We start from the raw sequence: 19,995 nt of genomic DNA on the forward strand, positions 1-19,995 counted from the left end.
CAGGTATTTTCTAACGTGTTCATTCCTTAGCACTGTCAACCGTGGAGTGCTAATGCTGTCCTTAACTCTAATACCCCTGGGCTAGAATCAGAATTCGATACGCTGTAGGCTAATGACCTTTCAAAGGGGGATATCAACCAGTGGATTACCGAGACTCCTGGGGGCAGACAGATTTGTCTGCACAAGGACGCCCCTCCCTCCCCCGGCTGATTGTGAAACCTGGGCTCGTCTTAGAAGACCTCTCAAGCGGATTCGTAGGCGCTGTCGTCCAGCTTGGCACCTTGAACGGCCAGAGGATGGTTGGTCTTGAGGACCGGCACGGCCGGATAAAACGATTTCCGCTCGGGCCCGGCTTCCTCTTCGAAGGCCGGCCCATCGACCTTGTAGAACCCACCCAAGCCAAACCCAAAGAAACCCAACTGGTCTCCCGGTCTGGTTCAATCGCCGTCCGCACTTCCCAGGCCCGAACAGCCCGGGCAAGCCGCATCTGGGTTGAAGGGATCCACGATGCTGAACTTATCGAAAAAGTGTGGGGCCACGATCTTCGGGTTGAGGGGATTGTCGTTGAACCCATGCACGGCATCGACGATCTTGAAACAGCTTTGAACAATTTTGGACCAGCGCCCCACCGGAAGTTGGGGATTTTAGTTGACCACCTCGTGGAAGGCAGCAAGGAATTCCACCTTGCCCAGCAGGTCTTATCCCAGCCAGGAATCAACGGAAATGTCCTCATCGTCGGCCACCCATTCGTAGATATCTGGCAGGCCGTCAAGCCCGGAGTTCTGGGCCTAGACACCTGGCCAACCATCCCCCGTTCAGAAGACTGGAAAACCGGAATCCTGACCCGCTGGGGCAAGCCAGCTTCAACCCCCGAAGACATCCGAGCAGGCTGGGACCAGATCCTAGGCCGGGTCAACACCTACACCGACCTCGAACCAACCCTGCTTGGCCCCGTTGAGCAACTTATCGATTTCGTAACTCTAGAACCCTAACCAGGTCGTCAGCCCGCATGTGACCAAAACCAAGCCCTAATTAAAAGAGCGGGTAGAGGTTCGGGCTGTTGAACTCACAGGTTCCAAACTAGAATAAATCAATACGGAATCATCCCAAACGATTCCACATCGCTCAGCCCTTTTAACCCGAAGAGAAAACCAGTTGAAGACCGCACCTTCCCCCTCCAAAACCCCCTACCGGGGCACCCCAGCTACAGCACACCACCTGTCTGTGACCTCAGACCGGAATATTGCAACTGCTGCCCATTTTGGTGGTGTCCTAGGTTGCGCTCCCGCAGCTGCAATTTACTACCTCTACCGGGGGCGCGGCCCCTTCACCGAGCAGGAATCTCGTGAAGCCCTCGACTTCACCCTGCTACCCACCATCATCATTATTCTCGCTATCGTGCTGAGCAACCTACCTACAGTCGGTGGCTTTTTCGGACTGCTTGCCGCCCTCACCTGGACCTACCTGGCAGTATCTGCCCTCATGGCTGGATTCCAGGTCACCCGCGGTAACCCCTACCAGTACCGTTTCAACACCAGACTCTTCAGTAGCTTCCTTGCCCGCCGCAAGTAGATCATAAAATCTGGATACACAGGGGGCCTGGCTACCAACCGGTAGCCAGGCCCCTCTACAATCTCTTCCCCCTAGTCACCTAGGTCTGGAAGCAATTCCCGGGTGACGGCGTCTCCCAACAGCCTGCCCTTCAAGGTGAGCTGGACGCGGCCGTCCTGACGAGCCTGGGGGTCAAGAAGACCCTGCCCCTCCAACCAATCCAGGGAGGACTGAATACTATGTTCATTCGATTCCTGCAGCAAGCGGGAAATCTCAATGCCATCAATGACCCGAATCATGAGCATAATATCTTCAAACCTACGGGTCTGCTCCCCCAGCACCTCACGGGCTGCAGCCGGGCTCTGCCCCGCCCGCACCCGGTGGGCATAAGGAACCGGGTGCTTCACATTCCACCAGCGGGTCCCGTCAATATGCGAATGGGCACCGGGACCAATGCCCCACCAGTCTTGATTACGCCAGTAGGCATAGTTATGGCGGGAACGATTTTCAGGTGACTTGGCGTAGTTCGATACCTCATACCAGTGGTAGCCAGCCTCGGTGAAAATCTCCTCTGCCAAGAGATACATATCGGCCATGAGGTCCTCATCAGGCATAGCGTAGTCACCCCGCCGAATCTGGGCTGCCAGTTTGGTTCCCTCTTCAACAATCAGAGAATAGGCAGAAATATGGTCGGGGCCATAGGAGACAGCTGCCCGCACCGACTGCTCCCACTGCTCTAGGGTCTCCCCCGGCGAACCATAGATGAGATCCACAGAAACCTGCAGCCCCACCTCCTTTGCCCAGGCTACGACCTTGGGGACGTTCGCCGGGGTATGGGTGCGATCGAGCACTTTAAGAACCTCAGGAACCACAGACTGCATACCAAAGGACACCCGGGTAAAACCCCCGGCCTTAAGAATCTCTAGATCCTTTCGGGTCACCGAATCTGGGTTGGCCTCGGTCGTCACCTCAGCACCCTCTTCTAGCCCAAATAAATCAACGGCTTCGGCTAGTATCTTGACCAGGTCAGCGGCAGGGAGCTTCGTGGGGGTTCCTCCCCCAAAAAAGACCGAAAACAAGGGTCGGTCAGGGGCACCCGATTCCCGTAAAACCTGCCGGGCAAACCGCAACTCGGCAATGGCGTCCTCAGCGTAGCTACCCAAACCGACCCCGTTGCCGAAATCATCAGTGGCATAGGTATTGAAATCGCAATAACCGCATCTCACCGAGCAAAACGGCACATGCACATACAGAGAAAAATCGCGCTCCAACAAGCGGACGGCAGAATCGAGAGGGATTCTGCCGTCCAAGGGTGCCGGCGCGCCTACAGGCTGGGCAGGCATTACTTCTTGGCCTTGTCCTTGCCTTCTTCACCGGAAGACAGGGCCGCAATGAAGGCTTCCTGGGGGACCTCAACCCGGCCCACCATCTTCATGCGCTTCTTACCTTCCTTCTGCTTCTCCAGCAGCTTACGCTTACGCGAAATATCGCCACCGTAGCACTTAGACAGAACGTCCTTGCGCATAGCGCGGATATTTTCACGGGCAATAATGCGGGAGCCGATAGCAGCCTGAATCGGCACCTCAAACTGCTGACGAGGGATCAGCTCGCGCAACTTGCCGGTCATCATCACGCCATATGAATAGGCCTTATCGCGGTGGGTAATGGCCGAGAAGGCGTCCACCTTCTCGCCCTGGAGCAGGATATCGACCTTGACCAGGTCAGCTTCTTCCTCACCGTCAAACTTCCAGTCCAGTGAGGCGTAACCGCGGGTTTTGGACTTGAGCTGGTCAAAGAAGTCAAAGACAATCTCAGCCAGGGGCAGGCGGTAACGGAGCTCAACGCGATCCTGGGAGAGGTAGTCCATCCCACCCATGGTGCCGCGGCGGGACTGGCACAGCTCCATAATCGCACCCACAAACTCGTTAGGGGCGATGATTGTACAGGCCACCATGGGTTCGCGAATGGTAGCGACTTTACCCTCGGGGAACTCAGAGGGATTGGTCACGCGCTGGGCATTACCTGCCTCATCTACCACATCGTAAATAACGTTAGGGGCAGTAGAAATGAGATCGAGGTTGAACTCGCGTTCTAAGCGCTCGCGCACAATCTCAAGGTGGAGCAGGCCCAGGAAGCCACAGCGGAAGCCGAAGCCCAGAGCCGCAGACGTCTCGGGTTCGTAAATCAGGGCTGCGTCATTGAGCTGCAGCTTGTCGAGGGCATCACGCAGGGCCGGGTAGTCAGAGCCGTCAATCGGGAAGAGGCCTGAGAAAACCATAGGCTTGGGGTCTTCATAGCCACCCAGCTCCTCGGCAGCAGGTTTGTGGGCACCGGTGACGGTATCACCGACACGGGAGAGGCGGACGTCCTTCACACCGGTAATCAGGTAACCCACCTCGCCCACGCCAAGGCCGTCCGTCGGCTTAGGCTCGGGAGAAATCACGCCGATCTCAAGGAGCTCATGCTCAGCCCCGGTGGACATCATCTTGATCTTCTGGCGGGGTTCCAGCTTGCCGTCCACCACACGAACATAGGTGACCACACCCCGGTAGGAGTCATAAACCGAGTCAAAAATCATGGCCCGGGCCGGAGAATCAGCCTGACCCTCAGGGGCAGGCAGCAGCTCCACAATGCGATCCAGCAGCTCGGGAACACCCTCACCGGTCTTACCTGAAACACGCAGGACGTCCTCGGGCTCAACCCCAATCAGGTTAGCCAGCTCTTCGGCGTACTTATCAGGCTGGGCAGCCGGCAGGTCAATCTTATTGAGGACAGGAATGATGGTCAGATCATTTTCCATCGCCAGATAAAGATTGGCCAGGGTCTGAGCCTCAATGCCCTGGGCGGCGTCCACCAACAGCAGAGCACCCTCACACGCAGCCAGAGACCGGGACACCTCATAGGTGAAGTCAACGTGACCCGGTGTATCAATCATATTGAGGGCGTAGTTAACACCATCTACCTCCCAAGGCATACGCACAGCCTGGGATTTAATGGTGATACCGCGCTCCCGCTCAATATCCATGCGGTCAAGGTACTGGGCCTTCATCTCGCGCGGGGTCACGACACCAGTTGCCTGCAACATGCGGTCAGCCAGGGTCGATTTGCCGTGGTCAATATGGGCAATAATGCAGAAGTTACGAATGACAGAAGGGTCAGTAGCCGACGGCTTGGGCGGGTTGGTCGCCAAGGGTGACACGTGTGTAAGGTCCTTTCACGACGAGCTTCAAGCTCTTACTCGAGCTATACCAAGTCTCTGACGAAATAAATCAGTTATCCAGTTTCTCACATTTCTTAGGTGCGTGTCTGCCTGCGCGCCGGGCTAAACCGTTTATTGTATTGACCATGAAGATCAATATGCGTACCGTGACCCAAATTCTCAATCTAGGCGAGAGAATCTTCCGCGAGTGGAATAAGTACCAAAAACAAAAAGAGCGAGATAACCGAGCAACTCCCCGTACTGAAAGTAGGCAAGAGCAGGCCAGGAGCCCCCGGAAGGACGGCAACTTTGGCAGCTTTGGTCGGGATTATCAAGCTCCTTCAGCCCCCACCAGCGGTGGAACAAACCGTCCTGCCCCTCCTTCAAACCCGTACGCTACCGGTTACCCCACTGGTTTTCCTGGCTCACAAGATTCAGGTGCCACTAGCGGCAGCTGGGAAAACGGAGGCTATCCGGGCGACTTTTTTGGGACCGTCCACTTTGCCTACTCCCCTTCATTGGACGGTGACGCTGATCCCGGTGAAGTTGTCTGGGCCTGGGTGCCTTTCGAAGAGGATTACACCCAAGGCAAGGACCGCCCCGTTCTCATCATTGGCCATAACGGCCCCTACCTGTTGGGTCTAATGCTCACCAGCAAAGACAAGAACAGCTTCACCTCAAAGGACCCCAACTACCTAGATATTGGGGCCGGAGTATGGGATAAGGAAGGCCGCGATTCCGAGGTCAAACTCAACCGGGTTGTTCAGCTTTCCCCCCAAGGCATCCGCCGGGAAGGGGCTATCATGGACCAGGGAACCTTTGACTTTATTGCCCAGGCCTTCAACAGCCGCTAAAGCACTCCTTCGCCTTTTGCCCCCATTCGGTAAATGTTGCCTTAATCTCTGCCCCAAATTACAGGTGAACTGATAAAGTTAATCCTTGTGTGTCCGATGGTCATCGGGCACTGCTGTTCCGGTTGCCATAGGCATCCCCACGCCGCTCAGTCGATGACCGGTCAGCGCAGCCCTCACCGACCAATTAGACAAAAACAGAAAGTTTTTAATCGTGGCTAACATCAAGTCCCAGAAGAAGCGCATCCTCACCAACGAGAAGGCTCGCCTGCGTAACAACGCAATCAAGTCCGATCTTAAGACCTCCATCCGTAAGGTCAACGAGGCAGTTGAGGCCAAGAACGTCGAAGCCGCAACCGAAGCTCTTCGCAACGCGAACCGCAAGCTGGACAAGGCAGTTTCCAAGGGTGTTCTGCACAAGAAGAACGCTGCCAACAAGAAGTCCGGTCTGACCGTTCTCGTTAACAAGCTTTCCTAAGTTCTCATATTCCGGCCCCTCTAGCCGGCGTCTAAGAGCGAAGTGACGCAAGGCCCCGTCCACCTTAGAGTGGGCGGGGCCTTGTGCTTTGTCTTGAACTGGACTACGAGTCGCTGCCCTTCCCCCTTTGGCCTAGGCGGCACGGGAGGCTCGGGCAATTGCTAAAACTGCCTTTTCAAGAGGGTACAGGGGATCGAGGTTTTCACCCTTAAGTTGGGCGTCAGTATCTGCAAGCAAGGTGAGAAGTGCAGCTAGATCAGCAGGTGAATACCTCCGGGAGTCTCTCTGGGCCGCTTCAACCTGCCAGGGAGCCATCTTGAGGTCCCCTGCCAATTGGTGGCTATTGCCCCGGGTCCCGTGAACTTTAGCAATATTCCGCATACGAAGGGCAAGGGCCGCCAGGACGGGGATGGGGTCACTTCCGGTGTCGAGAGCCTGGCGAAGTAGTTTGATGGCTTCTCTGGCGTTACCGGCAACTGCAGCATCACCAACTTTGAAGGCCGTGACCTCAGTGCGCCCCCCAAAGAATGTGTCGATGACATCTGGGGTGATTTCTCCCTGTTCGTCCTGGGCCAGCTGGCGAATGGCGGCTGCAAGCTCTGAGATGTCACTGGTAGCGGCTGTGAGGGCAGCGGCCGCAGCAGGTTGTACGGTGCGACCGATTGCCTTGAACTCGTGGATCACGAAATCAAGCCGGTCTCTGTCATTCTTTAGAGCCTTACATTCGACAAGGGGAAATTTCCGTGAGGCTTTGATAGCATCGATGAGTTTCTTACCCCTGGCACCGCCGGTATGGTGCAGGATGACTAGGGTCGAATCTTGGGGGGCGGTGAGATAATTCAGGGCGTCTTTGAGGAAGGCCTCATTCATGGTTGCCACATGGTCAATCTCAATAATTTTGGGTTCATCGAATAGGGAGGGGCTTGCGATGACCTCTAACTGGCCTGCCCGGTAATCTTTTGCGCTCAGGCTCGTGAGTTCGTAGGATCCAACTGCCTCCTGAAAGAGGTGGCGGAGGCGGGCTTTGGCTCGTTGGGCGAAATATTCTTCGGGGCCGTGGAGCAGGATAAGGGGGGCCAGCTGGACTGTCCTCCAGCTGGAGGACGGGGATGCGGTAGGACGCTGGGAACGGGCTGCCATGGTACTCCTTCTTTGAGTATCCATCTTGTCAGATATTTAGGTTTTCTGCAGGTTATGTTGATGTGGTGACGCTGATTCCCTCGGGGCCGTGATGGATGGCGATGTGGCCACTGTGGTCGGTCCTAAAGGTCGGTATTTGCTGGCTAGAGAGGTAATCAATGATGGCCTGGTGAGGGTGACCGTAAGAATTTCCAGCACCAACCGGGATAACGGCAAGACGGGGTTGGGTAGCAGTAATGATGTCTGTTCCGCTACCGCTAGCCCCGTGATGGGGAATTTTTAGGACGTGGGCCTCCAGGGAACTTCCCTGCTCTGATATCAGTCGGTGGGCGGCGTCCGACTCAAGGTCCCCTGTACTCAAAACAGTCAGGGGTCTGGTACTTTCAGTCACGGCGGGGATATTCCAATGTATGACAAGCGAGGAATTGTTGATGTCTTGGTTGCTTACTGGTGGCCCTGACCGATGAGGGGGCCCCAGAATTTCTCCGGTCAGATCTGGATTTTTCCCTGAAATGTCTACAGGCTCAAGGTCACCAGCTGAGAGGAGCACAGGGTTCAATCTTTTGAATAGGTCAGGTGCTTTTTGAGGGTCAAACTGTTCTGTCAGCAGAATATGCTGGGGCTGGTAGTTTTCAAGCACATAGGGGTAGGCCCCGTAGTGGTCTGAATGGGCATGGGTGATAATGAGAGCATCAATAGTTTCCACCTGTGCCCATTCCAGACAGGAGGCCAGGGCATTTTCGTCGTCCCCTGTATCCAGTAGGTAGGCTGCATGAATGTCGGTGCGAATCAGATGAGCATCTCCCTGGCCAACATCGCAGGTAACCCATTGCCAGGAAGTAGGGGCCTTCTCTATCTGAGGGGAAGCGATGTGCCTGTTGAAAATCAAAACAGCGACTAGGAGCAGAAGAAGAACGCACAACCAGAAAACTGCCCGGCTCAGTGTAGTCGGTGATACTGTCCTCCTAACCTGGGGGCCGGCAGACAAACGATGACTTTTCATGAGGAAACTCCTTGGTAGAGGCGAGGTCGGCGGGGCGGTTTCTGCAAACACACCCTGTAATCAGCCCACCAAATAACGCAGCTAGTAAGAACTACACCAGAGGTGGCTACCAAAAGATTGAGGGGGGTTGCCTGAACCGGAAGTGCGCTACCTGGCAAGGAGGAACACCAGGATGCGATATCAAGAAGGAGGCCGGTACAAAGCTGGCTCAGGTGGAGCACCAACTCAGTTATTGCTGGGGGAAGATGAAGGGTGTAAGTGGTGAGTACGAGTAGTCCAAGCAGGGTAATAGGAGCAACAAGTGGTGCTGCCAAGAGGTTAGCGAGGACGGTGTACGAGTACACAGAATCCGAAAGTCCTAAAATAATCGGTGTACACCAGAGGGAAGCTGCAAGTGGCATGGTGATCAGATCAGCCAGAATTGGTGGCAGAACCGCACTCACCAGCCGTGTCATCGCAGGGGCAAGCAGCAGGATAGAACCTGTTGCTACGGCAGAGAGGGCAAATCCAACGTCAGCCGCATACGCCGGATCAAAGAGTAACAAGCCAATGATGCAGGTGGCTAAGTAGCTTAGGCTATAGGCCCCGTGTCCCAGGACGAGCCCGAGGGCACCGATTGTGCCCATGACCCAGGCCCTCAAGACGGAACCGTCCGGGCCAACCAACACAATATACCCCGTCGAAGCCACAGCCCCGGCAAGAATTAACATGACCCTTTGGGAAACCACAGCGGCACACAGCCGGTAGGCCAAGACAAAAATCAGGGTGATGTTAGCCCCTGAAACAGCGGTGAGGTGGGTCAGCCCAGATGTTCGCATCTCTGATCTTGTCTCAGTAGTCATGCTGGTATCGTCACCGTAGGCAAGACCCAGCACGAGCGCAGCATGGTCTGGCCCTACCGTCCTCTGGGCAAATTGATTAAGTTCTAATTTGAGGTCAGCAATGGGGGCAGCCCGGGGTGATTCTTCAATCAAGAACCCCTGGCCGCTGAGAGTGTAATAGGTGCCCTTTACCGTCAGCTTGCCGATGCCTCGTATCTGATCGTCAGGACTAAAACCCTGCGACGAATAGAGGACCATTCGGGCATTAATCAGGTACTGATGGCCATGAGCAGTCACTGATTGGGCTGTGAGTTCAGTTCTGTATCTGCCCTCCTGGGTAGGCACCGATTCCGTAACTGTGCCAGATATTCTCACAGTGCTCCCGTTAAGGGCAGCCATGGTTGACCAGAGGGACTGATATTCCCTGAAATGGATTGAACTGCTCTGGATCAATAACAGAAGAAGCGAAAATACCACAAGATAGGTCACTTGATCCGCCCGTTCCTGAAACCGGTGGTTAGTCCAACTGACCCGAACAAACCGACATAGGGCATACAGGGCCAATCCAGCACCAAGGACAAGTAAAAAAACTTTGGGGCCAAGTTGAATCCAAAGGGCAGTTGCCAGCCATAATGCAACAGCAGGACCCATCAGTCTGATGTCAAAGAACAGGACCTTGTTTCTGACCTTCTGGGCTTGCTCTTGCCGGAGCGCTGACCATTGCTTCCTGACACGGATCGCACAATGGAGAGCCTTCATCAGACGGTAACCTTATCGCGAAGTTGGGCTAGGGTCGCAGGCCCTATCCCTGAAACCTGATCGAGTTCATCTACGTGCTGGAACCCGCCGTTCTCCTCCCTCCAGGCCACAATAGCTGCGGCCAAGACCGGGCCAACTTTGGGAAGGGTCTGGAGCTCCTCAACCGAGGCTGTATTGAGATTGATCAGGGCAGTAGGTGCTGGTTGGGTTTGAGGAGCATCAACACCAACTACCGCCCCTGATGCCGGAACACCAGCAGTGTGGGCTTCTTCCTGAGTGGGAATATAAACCTGAACGCCATCTTGGGCTGGTTCAGCAAGGTTTATGGATGCCTGATGGGCCTCAGGGAGCAGGCCACCGGCCAGCTCAACGACGTCGTGAACCCGAGCCCCTGCTTCAACCTGGTAGACCCCGGGGTGAGCTACTGCTCCGGCAACATGTACCACCAGCTGACCAGAGGTAGGGTCGCTGCCTGCCCGTACGGGAGGCTCAGTGGAAAAAGCGGACTCAGAGGGAGTATTACCGGAAGGTCCTGGCCTAGAAGCTAGCACCGATTCTGAGGCCGTGGCACCTCCCTCTAGGGGAATCACCTGAGGGGACCCGCCTGAAGGTTGAAAAATTCCCCAAAGGGTTACCCCTGACAAGACCAAAGCCAAGACAATAAGGGGGCCAAGGGGAAGTTTCCACCGAATATGACGTTGGGCTGACGGCTCAGGCAATGACTGGTCTGGGTTCGAAGGGAAGACCGAATCAAGTATTTTCCGGTGCCGGGGCCTCTCCCCCGCTCGGACGTACCCCACCTGGGAGGAAGGGAATGAAGCGTCAGGATCTCGGGATGAGAGTAGATAGGATATCTGCTCGTCCCTGCCCCCAATTTCGTGGTGTTCTGGTTCTTGCTGCTCCTGCGGCAAGTCCCCATCTTCAAAACGCAGGTCGGGGTGGCTTGGATAGGCTCGATTCTGTGGGATGCTCATAGCCCCAGGCTAAACTCATAGCCCTAGGCCTACTACTAGAAAGTCACTCTGTGGAAAAGGCTTCACCGCTCCTACTAGGAAAAACAGAAGGTTATTCCGCTAAATTGGTGAAGCTCAAAGAAGGTATGACAGCCTATATCAGCAGCACTACCCTTATCAATAGATGACAGTAGCCAGGGCCCCTAATCCTGCATGGGCAGAAAGAACTGGGGGTAAGGGGCTCAGCTGGGCATCTTCAGCGATAGACCCCAAATCAGCCTGCAATTTGTGGGCTTGATCAATATTTCCACTGTAGTGAATTGCAACGACCCGCCCACCACGTCGCAACAATTCCTCCTGAATCTCAGAACAACAGCTTACATCCTCGGGAAGTTCCCCCTCCCGTGAGCGGGCTTCATCCCTGGTCAAGACAGCCAGACGCTCAATTGCTTTAGCCGTAGTCCGCGGGCGCTCAACATAGTGCAACCGCCCATCAACCACAGTTGCCACCGGCCGGATCTGGAACATCTGCCCCACCATCGCCAGGGCCGGGTTGACCCGTCCCCCACGTTTGAGGGCATCCAGAGTCGGAATAAAGAAATACAGGGTAGTGCTGGCACACAATTCATCGGCGAACGCTGCGGCTTTTTCAATATCCTGCTCCGTCTCCAACAACTGGTACAAACGGTACACCGGCTCCCCCAAGCCCATCGCCAAACTCAAGGAATCCACGACCACCACAGGAATATCAACCGTCCGAGCAGCCAGCCGGGCAGCTTCAACCGTCCCTGACAATTCACCAGACAGATGGACTGACACAACAGCCCGATACCCCTGAACCGCCAAACCCTCATAGGCATCCATCAAAACACCTGGAGCAAGTCCGGATGTCGTAACCTGCTCCCCTTGAACATGAGCCATGGCAATTGCTTCATCCACCTGGCTGCGGCTCATCCCTTCAGTTGAGCGCTCGCCGATAGTCACCGGAAGATCGAGTTGAATAAATCCACCGGCCTGAACCATTTGATCCAGGAGGTGGTCGGGAAGGGCTGAGGAAGAATCGGTGACGATGGCAATAGTACGCACAGGCCTACTTTACCGTGAATAATCCAAAAGACTGCCCCGCCCCTTCCGATAAAAATCCCGGGGCTGACTCACTCAGTGAGCTGGCCCCGGGACCATAATAAAAAAGGCGATCCTAGATCACGATGTTCACTAGCTTGGGGGCACGAACAATGACCTTCCGAATCTCAGCACCGTTCAGGGCCCGCTGGACGGCGTCAGAAGCCAGGGCCTGGGCCTCCAGCTCAGTCTCGGTGATATCCTTAGAGACCTCCAGCCGGTCCTTGACCTTACCCTTAATCTGGACGATAGCGGTGACGGTATCGTCTACCAGCTGGGCCGGATCAACCTCAGGCCAGCCCGCTGTCAGAACCGGGGAATCATGGCCCAGTAGGTGCCAGGCGTCCTCGGCGGTGTAGGGGGCATAGAGGGAGAGCAAGATAGCGATAGCTTCGGCAGCCTCGCGGACGGCCGGGTCGGCAGAACCGGCACCTGAGTCAATGACCTTGCGGGTGGCGTTCACCAGCTCCATAGTCTTTGCCACGGCAACGTTAAACTTACCGTTTTCGACCAGGGAGTCAACGTCGTGAATGGTGCGATGGACCAGCTTGTGCAGCCCTGCATCGCCCTTGGCGCCGTCCGCACCAACTTCGCTGGTGACGTCTTGAGCTACACGCCAGGCGCGGGCCAAGAACTTCTGCATACCGGCGGGGGAAACATCGGCCCAGTCGACGTCGTCCTCGGGCGGGGAGGCAAAGACCATGACGGTACGGACGGCATCCACACCGAACTTATCGAGCTGCTCACCCAGATCAACACCGTTACCCAGGGACTTAGACATGGCCTTACCCTCGTTGAGCACCTGGCCCTGGTTCATCAGGGCCTTGAAGGGCTCAGAGTGTTCAATCAGGCCCAGGTCGCGGATAACCTTGGTGAAGAATCGGGCGTAGAGCAGGTGCAGAATCGCGTGCTCAACACCGCCGACATACATATCGACCTGGTTCCACTTCTTCATCTGCTCAGGATCGAAGACGGCCTCATCGAAGTTAGGTGAGACGTAACGTAGGAAGTACCAGGAGGAATCCACGAAGGTATCCATGGTGTCGGAATCGCGCTTGGCGTCCTTACCGCAGACGGGGCAGGGAACGGTGTTCCAGTCGGTGGCCGCAGCCAGGGGGGACTGGCCCTTGGGGGCTAGATCCTCACCGGCCAGGTTATCGGGGAGCAGGACGGGCAGCTGCTCTTCGGGTACCAGCTGTTCGCCGTGCTCTTCACAGTGGATGACGGGAATGGGGCAACCCCAGAAGCGCTGGCGGGACAGCAGCCAGTCACGCAGACGGAAGTTAACCTTGCCGGTGCCAACGCCCTTGGCTTCAAGCAGCTCAATGGCCTTGGCGATACCGTCAGCCTTATTCAGGCCGTCCAGGGGGCCGGAGTTGATGTGGACACCGTCACCGGTGGTGGCTATGCCGGTTTCAGCCGGATCTTCCTCACCGGTATCGACCACGGTGATGACGGGGATATCGAATTTGCGGGCAAAGTCAAGGTCGCGCTGGTCGTGGGCGGGTACAGCCATCAGCGCACCGGTGCCGTAGTCAGCCAGGGCGTAGTCGGACGCCCACAGGGGCAGCTTATCGCCGGTCAAGGGGTTGATAGCGTAGCGACCCAGGAAGACACCGGTCTTCTCCCGGTCGGTGGATTGGCGGTCAATCTCAGACAGGACCTTGATGTCTTCCCGGTAGGCTTCCAGGGCCGCCCGCTGGTCGTCAGTGACCAGGTCAAGGGCCAGGTCGGCGTCGGCTGCCACGATGAAGAAGGTTGCGCCGTAAAGGGTATCGGGGCGGGTGGTGAAGACGTCTACGGTGGTAGCGGGCTTGTTGCCTGCTGCCTCAACCTCAAAAGTAACCTCGGCACCCTCAGACCGGCCAATCCAGTTGCGCTGCATAGCCAGCACACGGTCGGGCCAGTGGCCCTCCAGCTGCTTCATGTCGTCCAGCAGTTCCTGGGCGTAGTCGGTAATCTTGAAGTACCACTGGTTCAGGGACTTCTTGGTGACGGGGGTGTGGCAGCGTTCGCACTCACCGTTGACGACCTGCTCGTTAGCCAGCACGGTCTGGTCCTTGGGGCACCAGTTGACCTGGGAGAACTTCCGGTAGGCCAGGCCCTTCTTATAGAACTGCTGGAAAAGCCACTGGGTCCACTTGTAGTACTCGGGGTCAGAAGTGTGCAGGCGGCGGGACCAGTCGGTCATAATGCCGTAGCGCTTGAAAGACCCGGCCTGAGTCTCAATGTTCTTGTAGGTCCACTCCTTGGGGTGGGTATTGTTCTTGATAGCTGCATTTTCAGCGGGCAGGCCAAAGGAGTCCCAGCCGATGGGGTGCAGGACATCGTAGCCCTTCTGCTTCCAGAAACGGGCGGTAACATCCCCAATGGCGAAGGCTTCGGCGTGGCCCATGTGGAGGTCGCCTGAAGGGTAGGGGAACATATCCGCCACATAGCGGGTTTCCTTGCCTTCTTCGTTGGTGGGCTCAAAAACCTTGGTTTCTTCCCAGTAGGGCTGCCACTTGGCTTCCATGGTGCGGAAGTCCCAGGTGGTCTCGTTCTGTTCGGTAGGTTCTACCTCTGCAGTCACGGTGTTTCCTGTCTGTTGGTGAAACACGCACTGCCCGTTTTTGGGCGCACGGGTATCAAAGAGTCTTGTTTTCTTCCAGTTTACAGCTCTTGATGGTTTCTTGCTGGCGTCCTCTTAGTGGCTGAGAAGGACGCTTAGGCTCGCCTTGACCGGGTAAGGTTAGGAGGGGAAGAAAGGACAATTGGCTTCTGTGGAAGGACCTGTGATGGATAGCGTTTTTGAACCGGTTCCGGTGTCATGGCCTGCGGGCACCATGCAGGAGTCTGTGGTGGCTGGGGCTAGGACCCGCTGGTGGGAATACGGTACCCCAGATGGCCCCGTCCTGCTTCTCATTCATGGCTTTCGGGGCGACCACCACGGCCTGGAGCTCATTGCCGCGCAGCTTCTGCAATACCGGGTGGTCATACCTGACCTGCCCGGATTTGGGAAGACAGAGCCTATTCCTCATGCTGAACACACGGTTTCAACCTACGCCAGTTGGCTCATTGATTTTATGGACGGTGTGCTAGGCCAGTCGGTGCATCTAGTGGGCCATTCCTTCGGGTCTATCGTCACTTCCTACGCGGCCCTGTGCCGACCAAACCTGGTGAAAAAACTCACCCTCATCAACCCAATCTGCCAGCCTGCGCTTGAAGGTGAGCAGAAGCTCATGAGTAAGTTAGCTGAGTTTTACTACGCTGCTGGAGCCGCCCTACCCGCCCGGGCAGGTTTTGGGTTACTCAGATCTCAACTCATTACCCGGATCACGAGCGAGTTCATGATCAAAGCGGAAGATAGGCAGCTGAAAAACTTTATCAACGGCCAACATGCCGCATACTTTGGGGCATTTGCTACCAGGGACGCCGTCCTGGAGGCCTACCGGGCCTCCATTTCTACAACGGCAGCCGACTACACCCCGTCCTTACCCTTACCCGTCCAGCTCATAGTTGCTGAGAAAGACGATTTAGGGACCCTCGAACTGCAACAGGAGATGGCCTCCCACCTGCAACGAGGGCGACTCGATATCATTCCTGACGTGGGCCACCTCATTCATTACGAAACCCCCCGAAGGGCTGCCGCCCTGATTTCTGACTTCCACCACCAGGAGGACCTGTGAAACTCATCGTTGATGCCCGCTATACCAGAATCGGCTTCCACGACGGTATCAGCCGCTACACCGCCTCCCTGCTTACTGCCCTCAAAGATCTAAAGGACGTCAGCCATCCGTTGTTGCCGGAGAACTTTGAGGTGGTCATGGCTATCCACGACGAACGCCAACTTGATATGTTGCCAAGGCTTCCCCACGTCCTCTTGAATTCCCCTACCTCCGCTCTCGAACCGACAGCTGCCCGCCAGCTCAATGCCTTCCACCCGGATGTTGTCTTCTCCCCCATGCAAACCCTAGGACTAGGTGGGCTGGGCCGTCACTACAAACTCATATTGACCCTCCACGACCTGATCTACTACAGCCACCCCCAGCCTCCAGGCTTTCTGCCCCTGCCCGTCAGGCTGGGCTGGCGGGCCTTCCACACCAGCTACGCCCCCCAACGCTACCTGCTGAATTCTGCCGATGCCGTCGCCACAGTTTCAGAAACTACCGCAACTCTAATTCGAAGCAACCACCTGACCCGCAAGCCAATCCACGTTATTCCCAACGCACCCCAGCCGGGCTCTGTGGTCACTAAAGAAGATGCTCTCAGCCGGGCTGTGTCGCGCACCAAGAACCTGATCTACATGGGCTCCTTCATGCCCTATAAAAATGTAGAAACCCTTGTGAGGGCTATGAAATACCTGCCGGATTATCAGCTCCATTTACTCTCCAAAATGGCCCCGGCCCGAGAGGCCGAATTGGCACCCCTACTTGGCGAGAATATTGTGCTTCACGGGGGTGTCACCGATGACGAGTACAGCCAACTTCTTGCTACCTCTGCCGCCCTGTTGACTGCCTCACGAGAAGAAGGATACGGCTTACCAGTAGTAGAGGCCCAATCTGCCGGTTGTCCCGTAATCCTCAGCGATATCCCGATTTTCCGCGAGATTGCTCCCTCAGCAATATTCGCCCCGGCAGAAGACTCCTTTGCCTTTGCCCAGGCCGTGCGAAGGCTCGAAGAGAAGGAGTACCAACTCGACCTCATTAAAAAGGGCCTTGCTGATGCCCGCCGTTACAGCTGGCAGGAAAGTGCCCTCGCCCTCCTTGACCTAGCCAAGAACCTGGCAGCTGAAGCCTCCTAGAGAATATCTAGGCCGTCGCATCGGATCTGCACAGGCTCACTTTTCTTCAAGGCCGCTAGGGCAGCCTTAACCGATCGCAGATGGTGCGTGAAAGTCTGGCCCCGCCCGTAGGAGAAAAAGAGAATCGCCCGATACAGGGGTTCATCCGACTCTCCCTCAAAGAAACCGGTAGAGTCAAAGAGGGGCACCGGCCCGCTCACCCGTACGTCCTCAGGAATACCTAAAGAATCTAAAAAGGTCTGAACGGCCGTTTCACTACCGGTGATTGCGGCGGTGCGGACGGCCGGGGGCAAGCCAATCTCATGGCGTTCGTCCAGCTCCCAGAGGGCAAACCCCATGGGGTCCCACCGGATGAAAGCTTCTAAGGCCGGAGATGCGCTTGCGGTGATCACTACCCTGCCCCCCTGACTAAAAGGACGCACCAGGGCAGCAGCGTTCAACCAGCGGCGCAGGGCTGATTCGGGAGCCCGCAAGGAATCAAACTGGAGCATCCTGTCAGCATCCAGCAAAAGGGCAGCTGCATAACCGCCTCGGGCAACCGGCTCACCCCCGGGGGTGGCAATCACAAGGGCAGGCTCCTCCCCTACCTCTGGCCTAATATTCTCCCCGCTGGAGACGATCACTGGCACCCCGGGAAAGGCCCTCCCCAGTTCTTCAGCCGTCCGCAGGGCCCCAACAAGACCAGAACGCCAACGGTCATACCCACATTCAACGCAGTGCCAAGAATGGGCCAAACTACCACACCAGGCACACTGGGGCGTATTTTGGCCGCCGTGGACCGAAAGGGGGCCCCGGCAGTTATCGCACCTAGCTGCAACACGGCATCGTTGACAGGACAGGCGAGGAATGTACCCGGCCCGAGCAACCTGGATTAGCACAGGCCCCTGGGTCAGGGCGTCCTGGGCAACGGCAAAAGCCTGGTGGGGAATCCGGGCTATGGCTGCTAAGGGATCCCGTGCTAGCTGGTAGTCGTCGCCGGTAGGCATAATCCGCGGTGTTGCAGCCCGCAGAATCTGCCGGTTGGGGTGCAGGTGACTAGCCCAGCGGGTCCGCACCAACCTGGCGGCTTCACTGGATACCGAATATCCCATGAAGAGGGCCGCAGTCTTTTCACGCGTTGCCCGCAGCAAGAGAACGTCCCTCGCGTGACAGTAGGGAGATCTCTGCTCAACTACATTAGAATCACCGTCGTCCCAGCAGGCAACGAGCCCGAGATGGGGAACCGGGGCGTAGGCTGCTGACCTCGTACCGATTACAATGCGGACGGAACCATTGAGGGCCTTGAGATAGTGATGGTAGCGCTGGGTCGGCGTATCAGAGGCGGTAAGCCGGGCAAAAGCATCACCACCGATGAGTGCGGTCAGGGCGCCGGTCAGCCGGTCCAAGGATTTTTGGTCGGGAACTACAGCTAAAGCCCCCCGGCCAGTTGAGGCCGTGGCAACGAGGGTGCCCGCTAACAAAACTTCCCAGGAATCGGAGCTTGCAGCTGGGACCATACTCATAACAGCCCGGGCCTCAGCACCGGCTAGGAGGTCTTCTAAGAATTCTTGGCCATGCTCGTACAGGGAGTAGGCGCCAAAGAGGGCCTCTGGGACCTGGTAATCAGGCTGGGGGGTATCCGATGACCGGCTGGGGTCAGCTTGTTCAAGGAAGGCCTGCTCACATTTGGCCACCCGGGCAGGCACTGCCAACCGAAGGACGTCAGGTACCAACCCAGCGTATCGGTCAGCTAGGGCATCAGCCACATCAAATACTTCAGGGGTAACAACCTGCACCGGTGATACAACCTTGAGAAGGGGAATCAGCCTGGCCGGTGAATCAGACTGTTCAACCCGCTCCCTCAACCAACCGTTGACCTGGCGACCACCAAACTTCACCCGGACCCGCACCCCCGGCTGGGCCTGCTCATCTAACTCTGCAGGCACCCGGTAGTCAAAGAGGCGATCAAGGTGAGGCACATGGGTATCAATATGCACCCGGGCAACAGGTAAGACCACAGCTGAATCCTCCTCGGCTAAGGAGCCGAGAAGTTTTGCATCGGGTACATCGAATCCCTGCAACAAATCAGGTTGCAGGGATTCAGAATCATGTTCTATGGTCATAGGGCCATTGTAGCTTAGAGGCCAGCAGCCGCCTTCAGCTCGTTGACCCGGTTGGTACGCTCCCAGGTAAAGTCGTAGTCCTCGCGGCCGAAATGGCCGTTGGCTGCAGTCTTCGCGTAGATAGGACGTCGTAGCTCAAGGTCGCGGATGATAGCCAGGGGCCGGAGGTCAAAGACCTTGCGGATGGCTGCTTCAATTGAGGACACAGGAACCTTTTCAGTGCCAAAAGTCTCGACATAAATGCCGACGGGGGCTGCCTGGCCAATAGCGTAGGCAACCTGGACCTCAGCCCGGTCTGCCAGGCCGGCTGCAACAATGTTCTTAGCAACCCAGCGCATGGCATAGGCAGCAGAACGGTCAACCTTTGAGGGGTCCTTGCCGGAGAAAGCACCACCGCCGTGGCGGGCCATGCCACCGTAGGTATCGACGATAATCTTACGACCGGTCAAACCGGCATCGCCCACCGGGCCACCCTGAACGAACTGGCCAGCAGGGTTGATAATGAACTTGGCCTGGGAGGCATCAAAGTCGAAGCTGGCTAGCACAGGTTCAATCACATACTGACGGATATCAGCATCCAGCTGCGCCAGGTCATAGTCAGCCGCATGCTGGGTCGAAACCACAACAGTATCGATCATGACCGGCTTGAAATTCTCGTCGTAGCCCAAGGTGACCTGGGTCTTACCGTCAGGACGCAGACCCGGGAGGGTACCGTCCTTACGGACCTTAGTCAGCTGTTCTGACAGCCGATGGGCAACGTAAATAGGGGCAGGCATCAATACGTCGGTTTCATTGGTTGCATACCCAAACATAATGCCCTGGTCGCCAGCACCCTGTTTATCGAGTTCGTCCGAAGCAGTGCCCTGGCGAACTTCCAGAGAGTTGTACACACCAGAGTTAATATCGGGTGACTGCTCACCAATAGAGATGGATACCCCGCAGAACTCGCCATCAAAACCCTGGGTAGAAGAGTTGTAGCCGATACCCAAAATGGTTGACCGCACGATCTTGGGAATATCGACATAACCACGGGTTGTTACTTCACCCGCCACCATGACCTGGCCGGTCGTTACCATAGTTTCAACTGCCACGTTGGAATGAGGGTCCTCAGTCAACAGGGCATCCAGGATGGCATCGGAAATCTGGTCACAAATTTTGTCAGGATGGCCTTCTGTCACCGATTCGCTGGTGAAGAGGCGGAGGTTTTTGTATTCAGTCACGGTTCTACTGTAC

General features: G+C 56.4%; 16 protein-coding genes. 6 read left to right on the plus strand and 10 right to left on the minus strand.

The window, feature by feature from the left end; translation table 11 throughout:
* Window positions 1-140 precede the first annotated feature (140 nt).
* Together ACMXX3_RS07540 and ACMXX3_RS07545 are read left to right on the plus strand one after the other, a co-directional pair.
* Entirely contained in the window at window positions 141-992 is an 852-nt protein-coding gene (locus ACMXX3_RS07540; RefSeq protein WP_421084118.1) for a DUF3097 family protein, read from the plus strand.
* Between the two features lie 163 nt (window positions 993-1,155).
* Window positions 1,156-1,572 carry a DUF4870 domain-containing protein gene (locus tag ACMXX3_RS07545; protein WP_421084119.1) on the plus strand — a complete coding sequence of 139 codons (417 nt, stop codon included), beginning with the start codon at window positions 1,156-1,158 and terminating at the stop codon, window positions 1,570-1,572.
* Between the two features lie 71 nt (window positions 1,573-1,643).
* On the opposite strand, the gene hemW is transcribed toward ACMXX3_RS07545, so the two are convergent.
* Together hemW and lepA are read right to left on the minus strand one after the other, a co-directional pair.
* Entirely contained in the window at window positions 1,644-2,894 is a 1,251-nt protein-coding gene (hemW, locus tag ACMXX3_RS07550; RefSeq protein ID WP_421084120.1) for a radical SAM family heme chaperone HemW, read from the minus strand.
* Window positions 2,894-4,750, minus strand: coding sequence for a translation elongation factor 4 (lepA, locus tag ACMXX3_RS07555; RefSeq protein ID WP_421084121.1), 1,857 nt, complete (start codon window positions 4,748-4,750; stop codon window positions 2,894-2,896). The genes hemW and lepA overlap by 1 nt, the downstream gene beginning before the upstream one ends.
* Before the next feature lie 158 nt (window positions 4,751-4,908).
* On the opposite strand from lepA, the gene ACMXX3_RS07560 reads away from it, so the two are divergent.
* The gene (locus ACMXX3_RS07560; RefSeq protein WP_421084122.1) at window positions 4,909-5,604 is read left to right on the plus strand and encodes a type II toxin-antitoxin system PemK/MazF family toxin; all 696 of its coding nucleotides are present in this window, start codon (window positions 4,909-4,911) and stop codon (window positions 5,602-5,604) included.
* Window positions 5,605-5,815: 211 nt separating this feature from the next.
* On the plus strand, window positions 5,816-6,079 hold the full coding sequence (gene rpsT / locus ACMXX3_RS07565; protein ID WP_421084123.1) for a 30S ribosomal protein S20: 264 nt from the start codon (window positions 5,816-5,818) through the stop codon (window positions 6,077-6,079).
* Window positions 6,080-6,211: 132 nt separating this feature from the next.
* Here rpsT and holA read toward each other — a convergent pair whose 3' ends face one another.
* The 6 genes from holA to leuS all read right to left on the minus strand — a co-directional run bounded on the left by holA (window position 6,212) and on the right by leuS (window position 14,392).
* Window positions 6,212-7,219, minus strand: coding sequence for a DNA polymerase III subunit delta (holA, locus tag ACMXX3_RS07570; protein ID WP_421084124.1), 1,008 nt, complete (start codon window positions 7,217-7,219; stop codon window positions 6,212-6,214).
* A gap of 52 nt (window positions 7,220-7,271) precedes the next feature.
* Window positions 7,272-8,108 carry a ComEC/Rec2 family competence protein gene (locus tag ACMXX3_RS07575; RefSeq protein WP_421084125.1) on the minus strand — a complete coding sequence of 279 codons (837 nt, stop codon included), beginning with the start codon at window positions 8,106-8,108 and terminating at the stop codon, window positions 7,272-7,274.
* A 110-nt stretch (window positions 8,109-8,218) separates the two neighbouring features.
* Complete coding sequence (locus tag ACMXX3_RS07580) at window positions 8,219-9,340, minus strand: ComEC/Rec2 family competence protein (RefSeq protein ID WP_421084126.1); 1,122 nt, start codon at window positions 9,338-9,340, stop codon at window positions 8,219-8,221.
* 461 nt (window positions 9,341-9,801) lie between these two features.
* Window positions 9,802-10,392, minus strand: a complete 591-nt coding sequence (locus ACMXX3_RS07585) for a helix-hairpin-helix domain-containing protein (protein WP_421084127.1) — start codon at window positions 10,390-10,392, stop codon at window positions 9,802-9,804.
* A gap of 540 nt (window positions 10,393-10,932) precedes the next feature.
* Complete coding sequence (locus tag ACMXX3_RS07590; RefSeq protein WP_421084128.1) at window positions 10,933-11,841, minus strand: DegV family protein; 909 nt, start codon at window positions 11,839-11,841, stop codon at window positions 10,933-10,935.
* Window positions 11,842-11,953: 112 nt separating this feature from the next.
* Entirely contained in the window at window positions 11,954-14,392 is a 2,439-nt protein-coding gene (leuS, locus tag ACMXX3_RS07595; protein ID WP_421084195.1) for a leucine--tRNA ligase, read from the minus strand.
* Window positions 14,393-14,654: 262 nt separating this feature from the next.
* Here leuS and ACMXX3_RS07600 point away from each other — a divergent pair, with 262 nt between their 5' ends.
* Together ACMXX3_RS07600 and ACMXX3_RS07605 are read left to right on the plus strand one after the other, a co-directional pair.
* Complete coding sequence (locus ACMXX3_RS07600; protein ID WP_421084129.1) at window positions 14,655-15,545, plus strand: alpha/beta fold hydrolase; 891 nt, start codon at window positions 14,655-14,657, stop codon at window positions 15,543-15,545.
* Complete coding sequence (locus tag ACMXX3_RS07605; protein WP_421084130.1) at window positions 15,542-16,660, plus strand: glycosyltransferase family 4 protein; 1,119 nt, start codon at window positions 15,542-15,544, stop codon at window positions 16,658-16,660. The genes ACMXX3_RS07600 and ACMXX3_RS07605 overlap by 4 nt, the downstream gene beginning before the upstream one ends.
* Here ACMXX3_RS07605 and ACMXX3_RS07610 read toward each other — a convergent pair.
* The gene (locus ACMXX3_RS07610; protein WP_421084131.1) at window positions 16,657-18,762 is read right to left on the minus strand and encodes a primosomal protein N'; all 2,106 of its coding nucleotides are present in this window, start codon (window positions 18,760-18,762) and stop codon (window positions 16,657-16,659) included. The two genes, ACMXX3_RS07605 and ACMXX3_RS07610, sit on opposite strands and share 4 nt — an antisense overlap.
* A 14-nt stretch (window positions 18,763-18,776) precedes the next feature.
* On the minus strand, window positions 18,777-19,982 hold the full coding sequence (gene metK / locus ACMXX3_RS07615) for a methionine adenosyltransferase (protein ID WP_421084132.1): 1,206 nt from the start codon (window positions 19,980-19,982) through the stop codon (window positions 18,777-18,779).
* Window positions 19,983-19,995 lie beyond the last annotated feature (13 nt).

Origin of the sequence: Rothia nasimurium (assembly GCF_049068285.1) — a bacterium.
In the GTDB taxonomy this organism is placed as follows: Bacteria; Actinomycetota; Actinomycetes; order Actinomycetales; family Micrococcaceae; genus Rothia; species Rothia nasimurium_I.

Coding starts and splice junctions, on each gene's coding strand:
- hemW (WP_421084120.1), bottom strand. CDS start 2,894: ATGCCTGCCCAGCCTGTAGGCGCGCCGGCACCCTTGGACGGCAGAATC.
- ACMXX3_RS07560 (WP_421084122.1), top strand. CDS start 4,909: ATGCGTACCGTGACCCAAATTCTCAATCTAGGCGAGAGAATCTTCCGC.
- holA (WP_421084124.1), bottom strand. CDS start 7,219: ATGGCAGCCCGTTCCCAGCGTCCTACCGCATCCCCGTCCTCCAGCTGG.
- leuS (WP_421084195.1), bottom strand. CDS start 14,392: ATGGAAGCCAAGTGGCAGCCCTACTGGGAAGAAACCAAGGTTTTTGAG.
- ACMXX3_RS07600 (WP_421084129.1), top strand. CDS start 14,655: ATGGATAGCGTTTTTGAACCGGTTCCGGTGTCATGGCCTGCGGGCACC.
- ACMXX3_RS07610 (WP_421084131.1), bottom strand. CDS start 18,762: ATGACCATAGAACATGATTCTGAATCCCTGCAACCTGATTTGTTGCAG.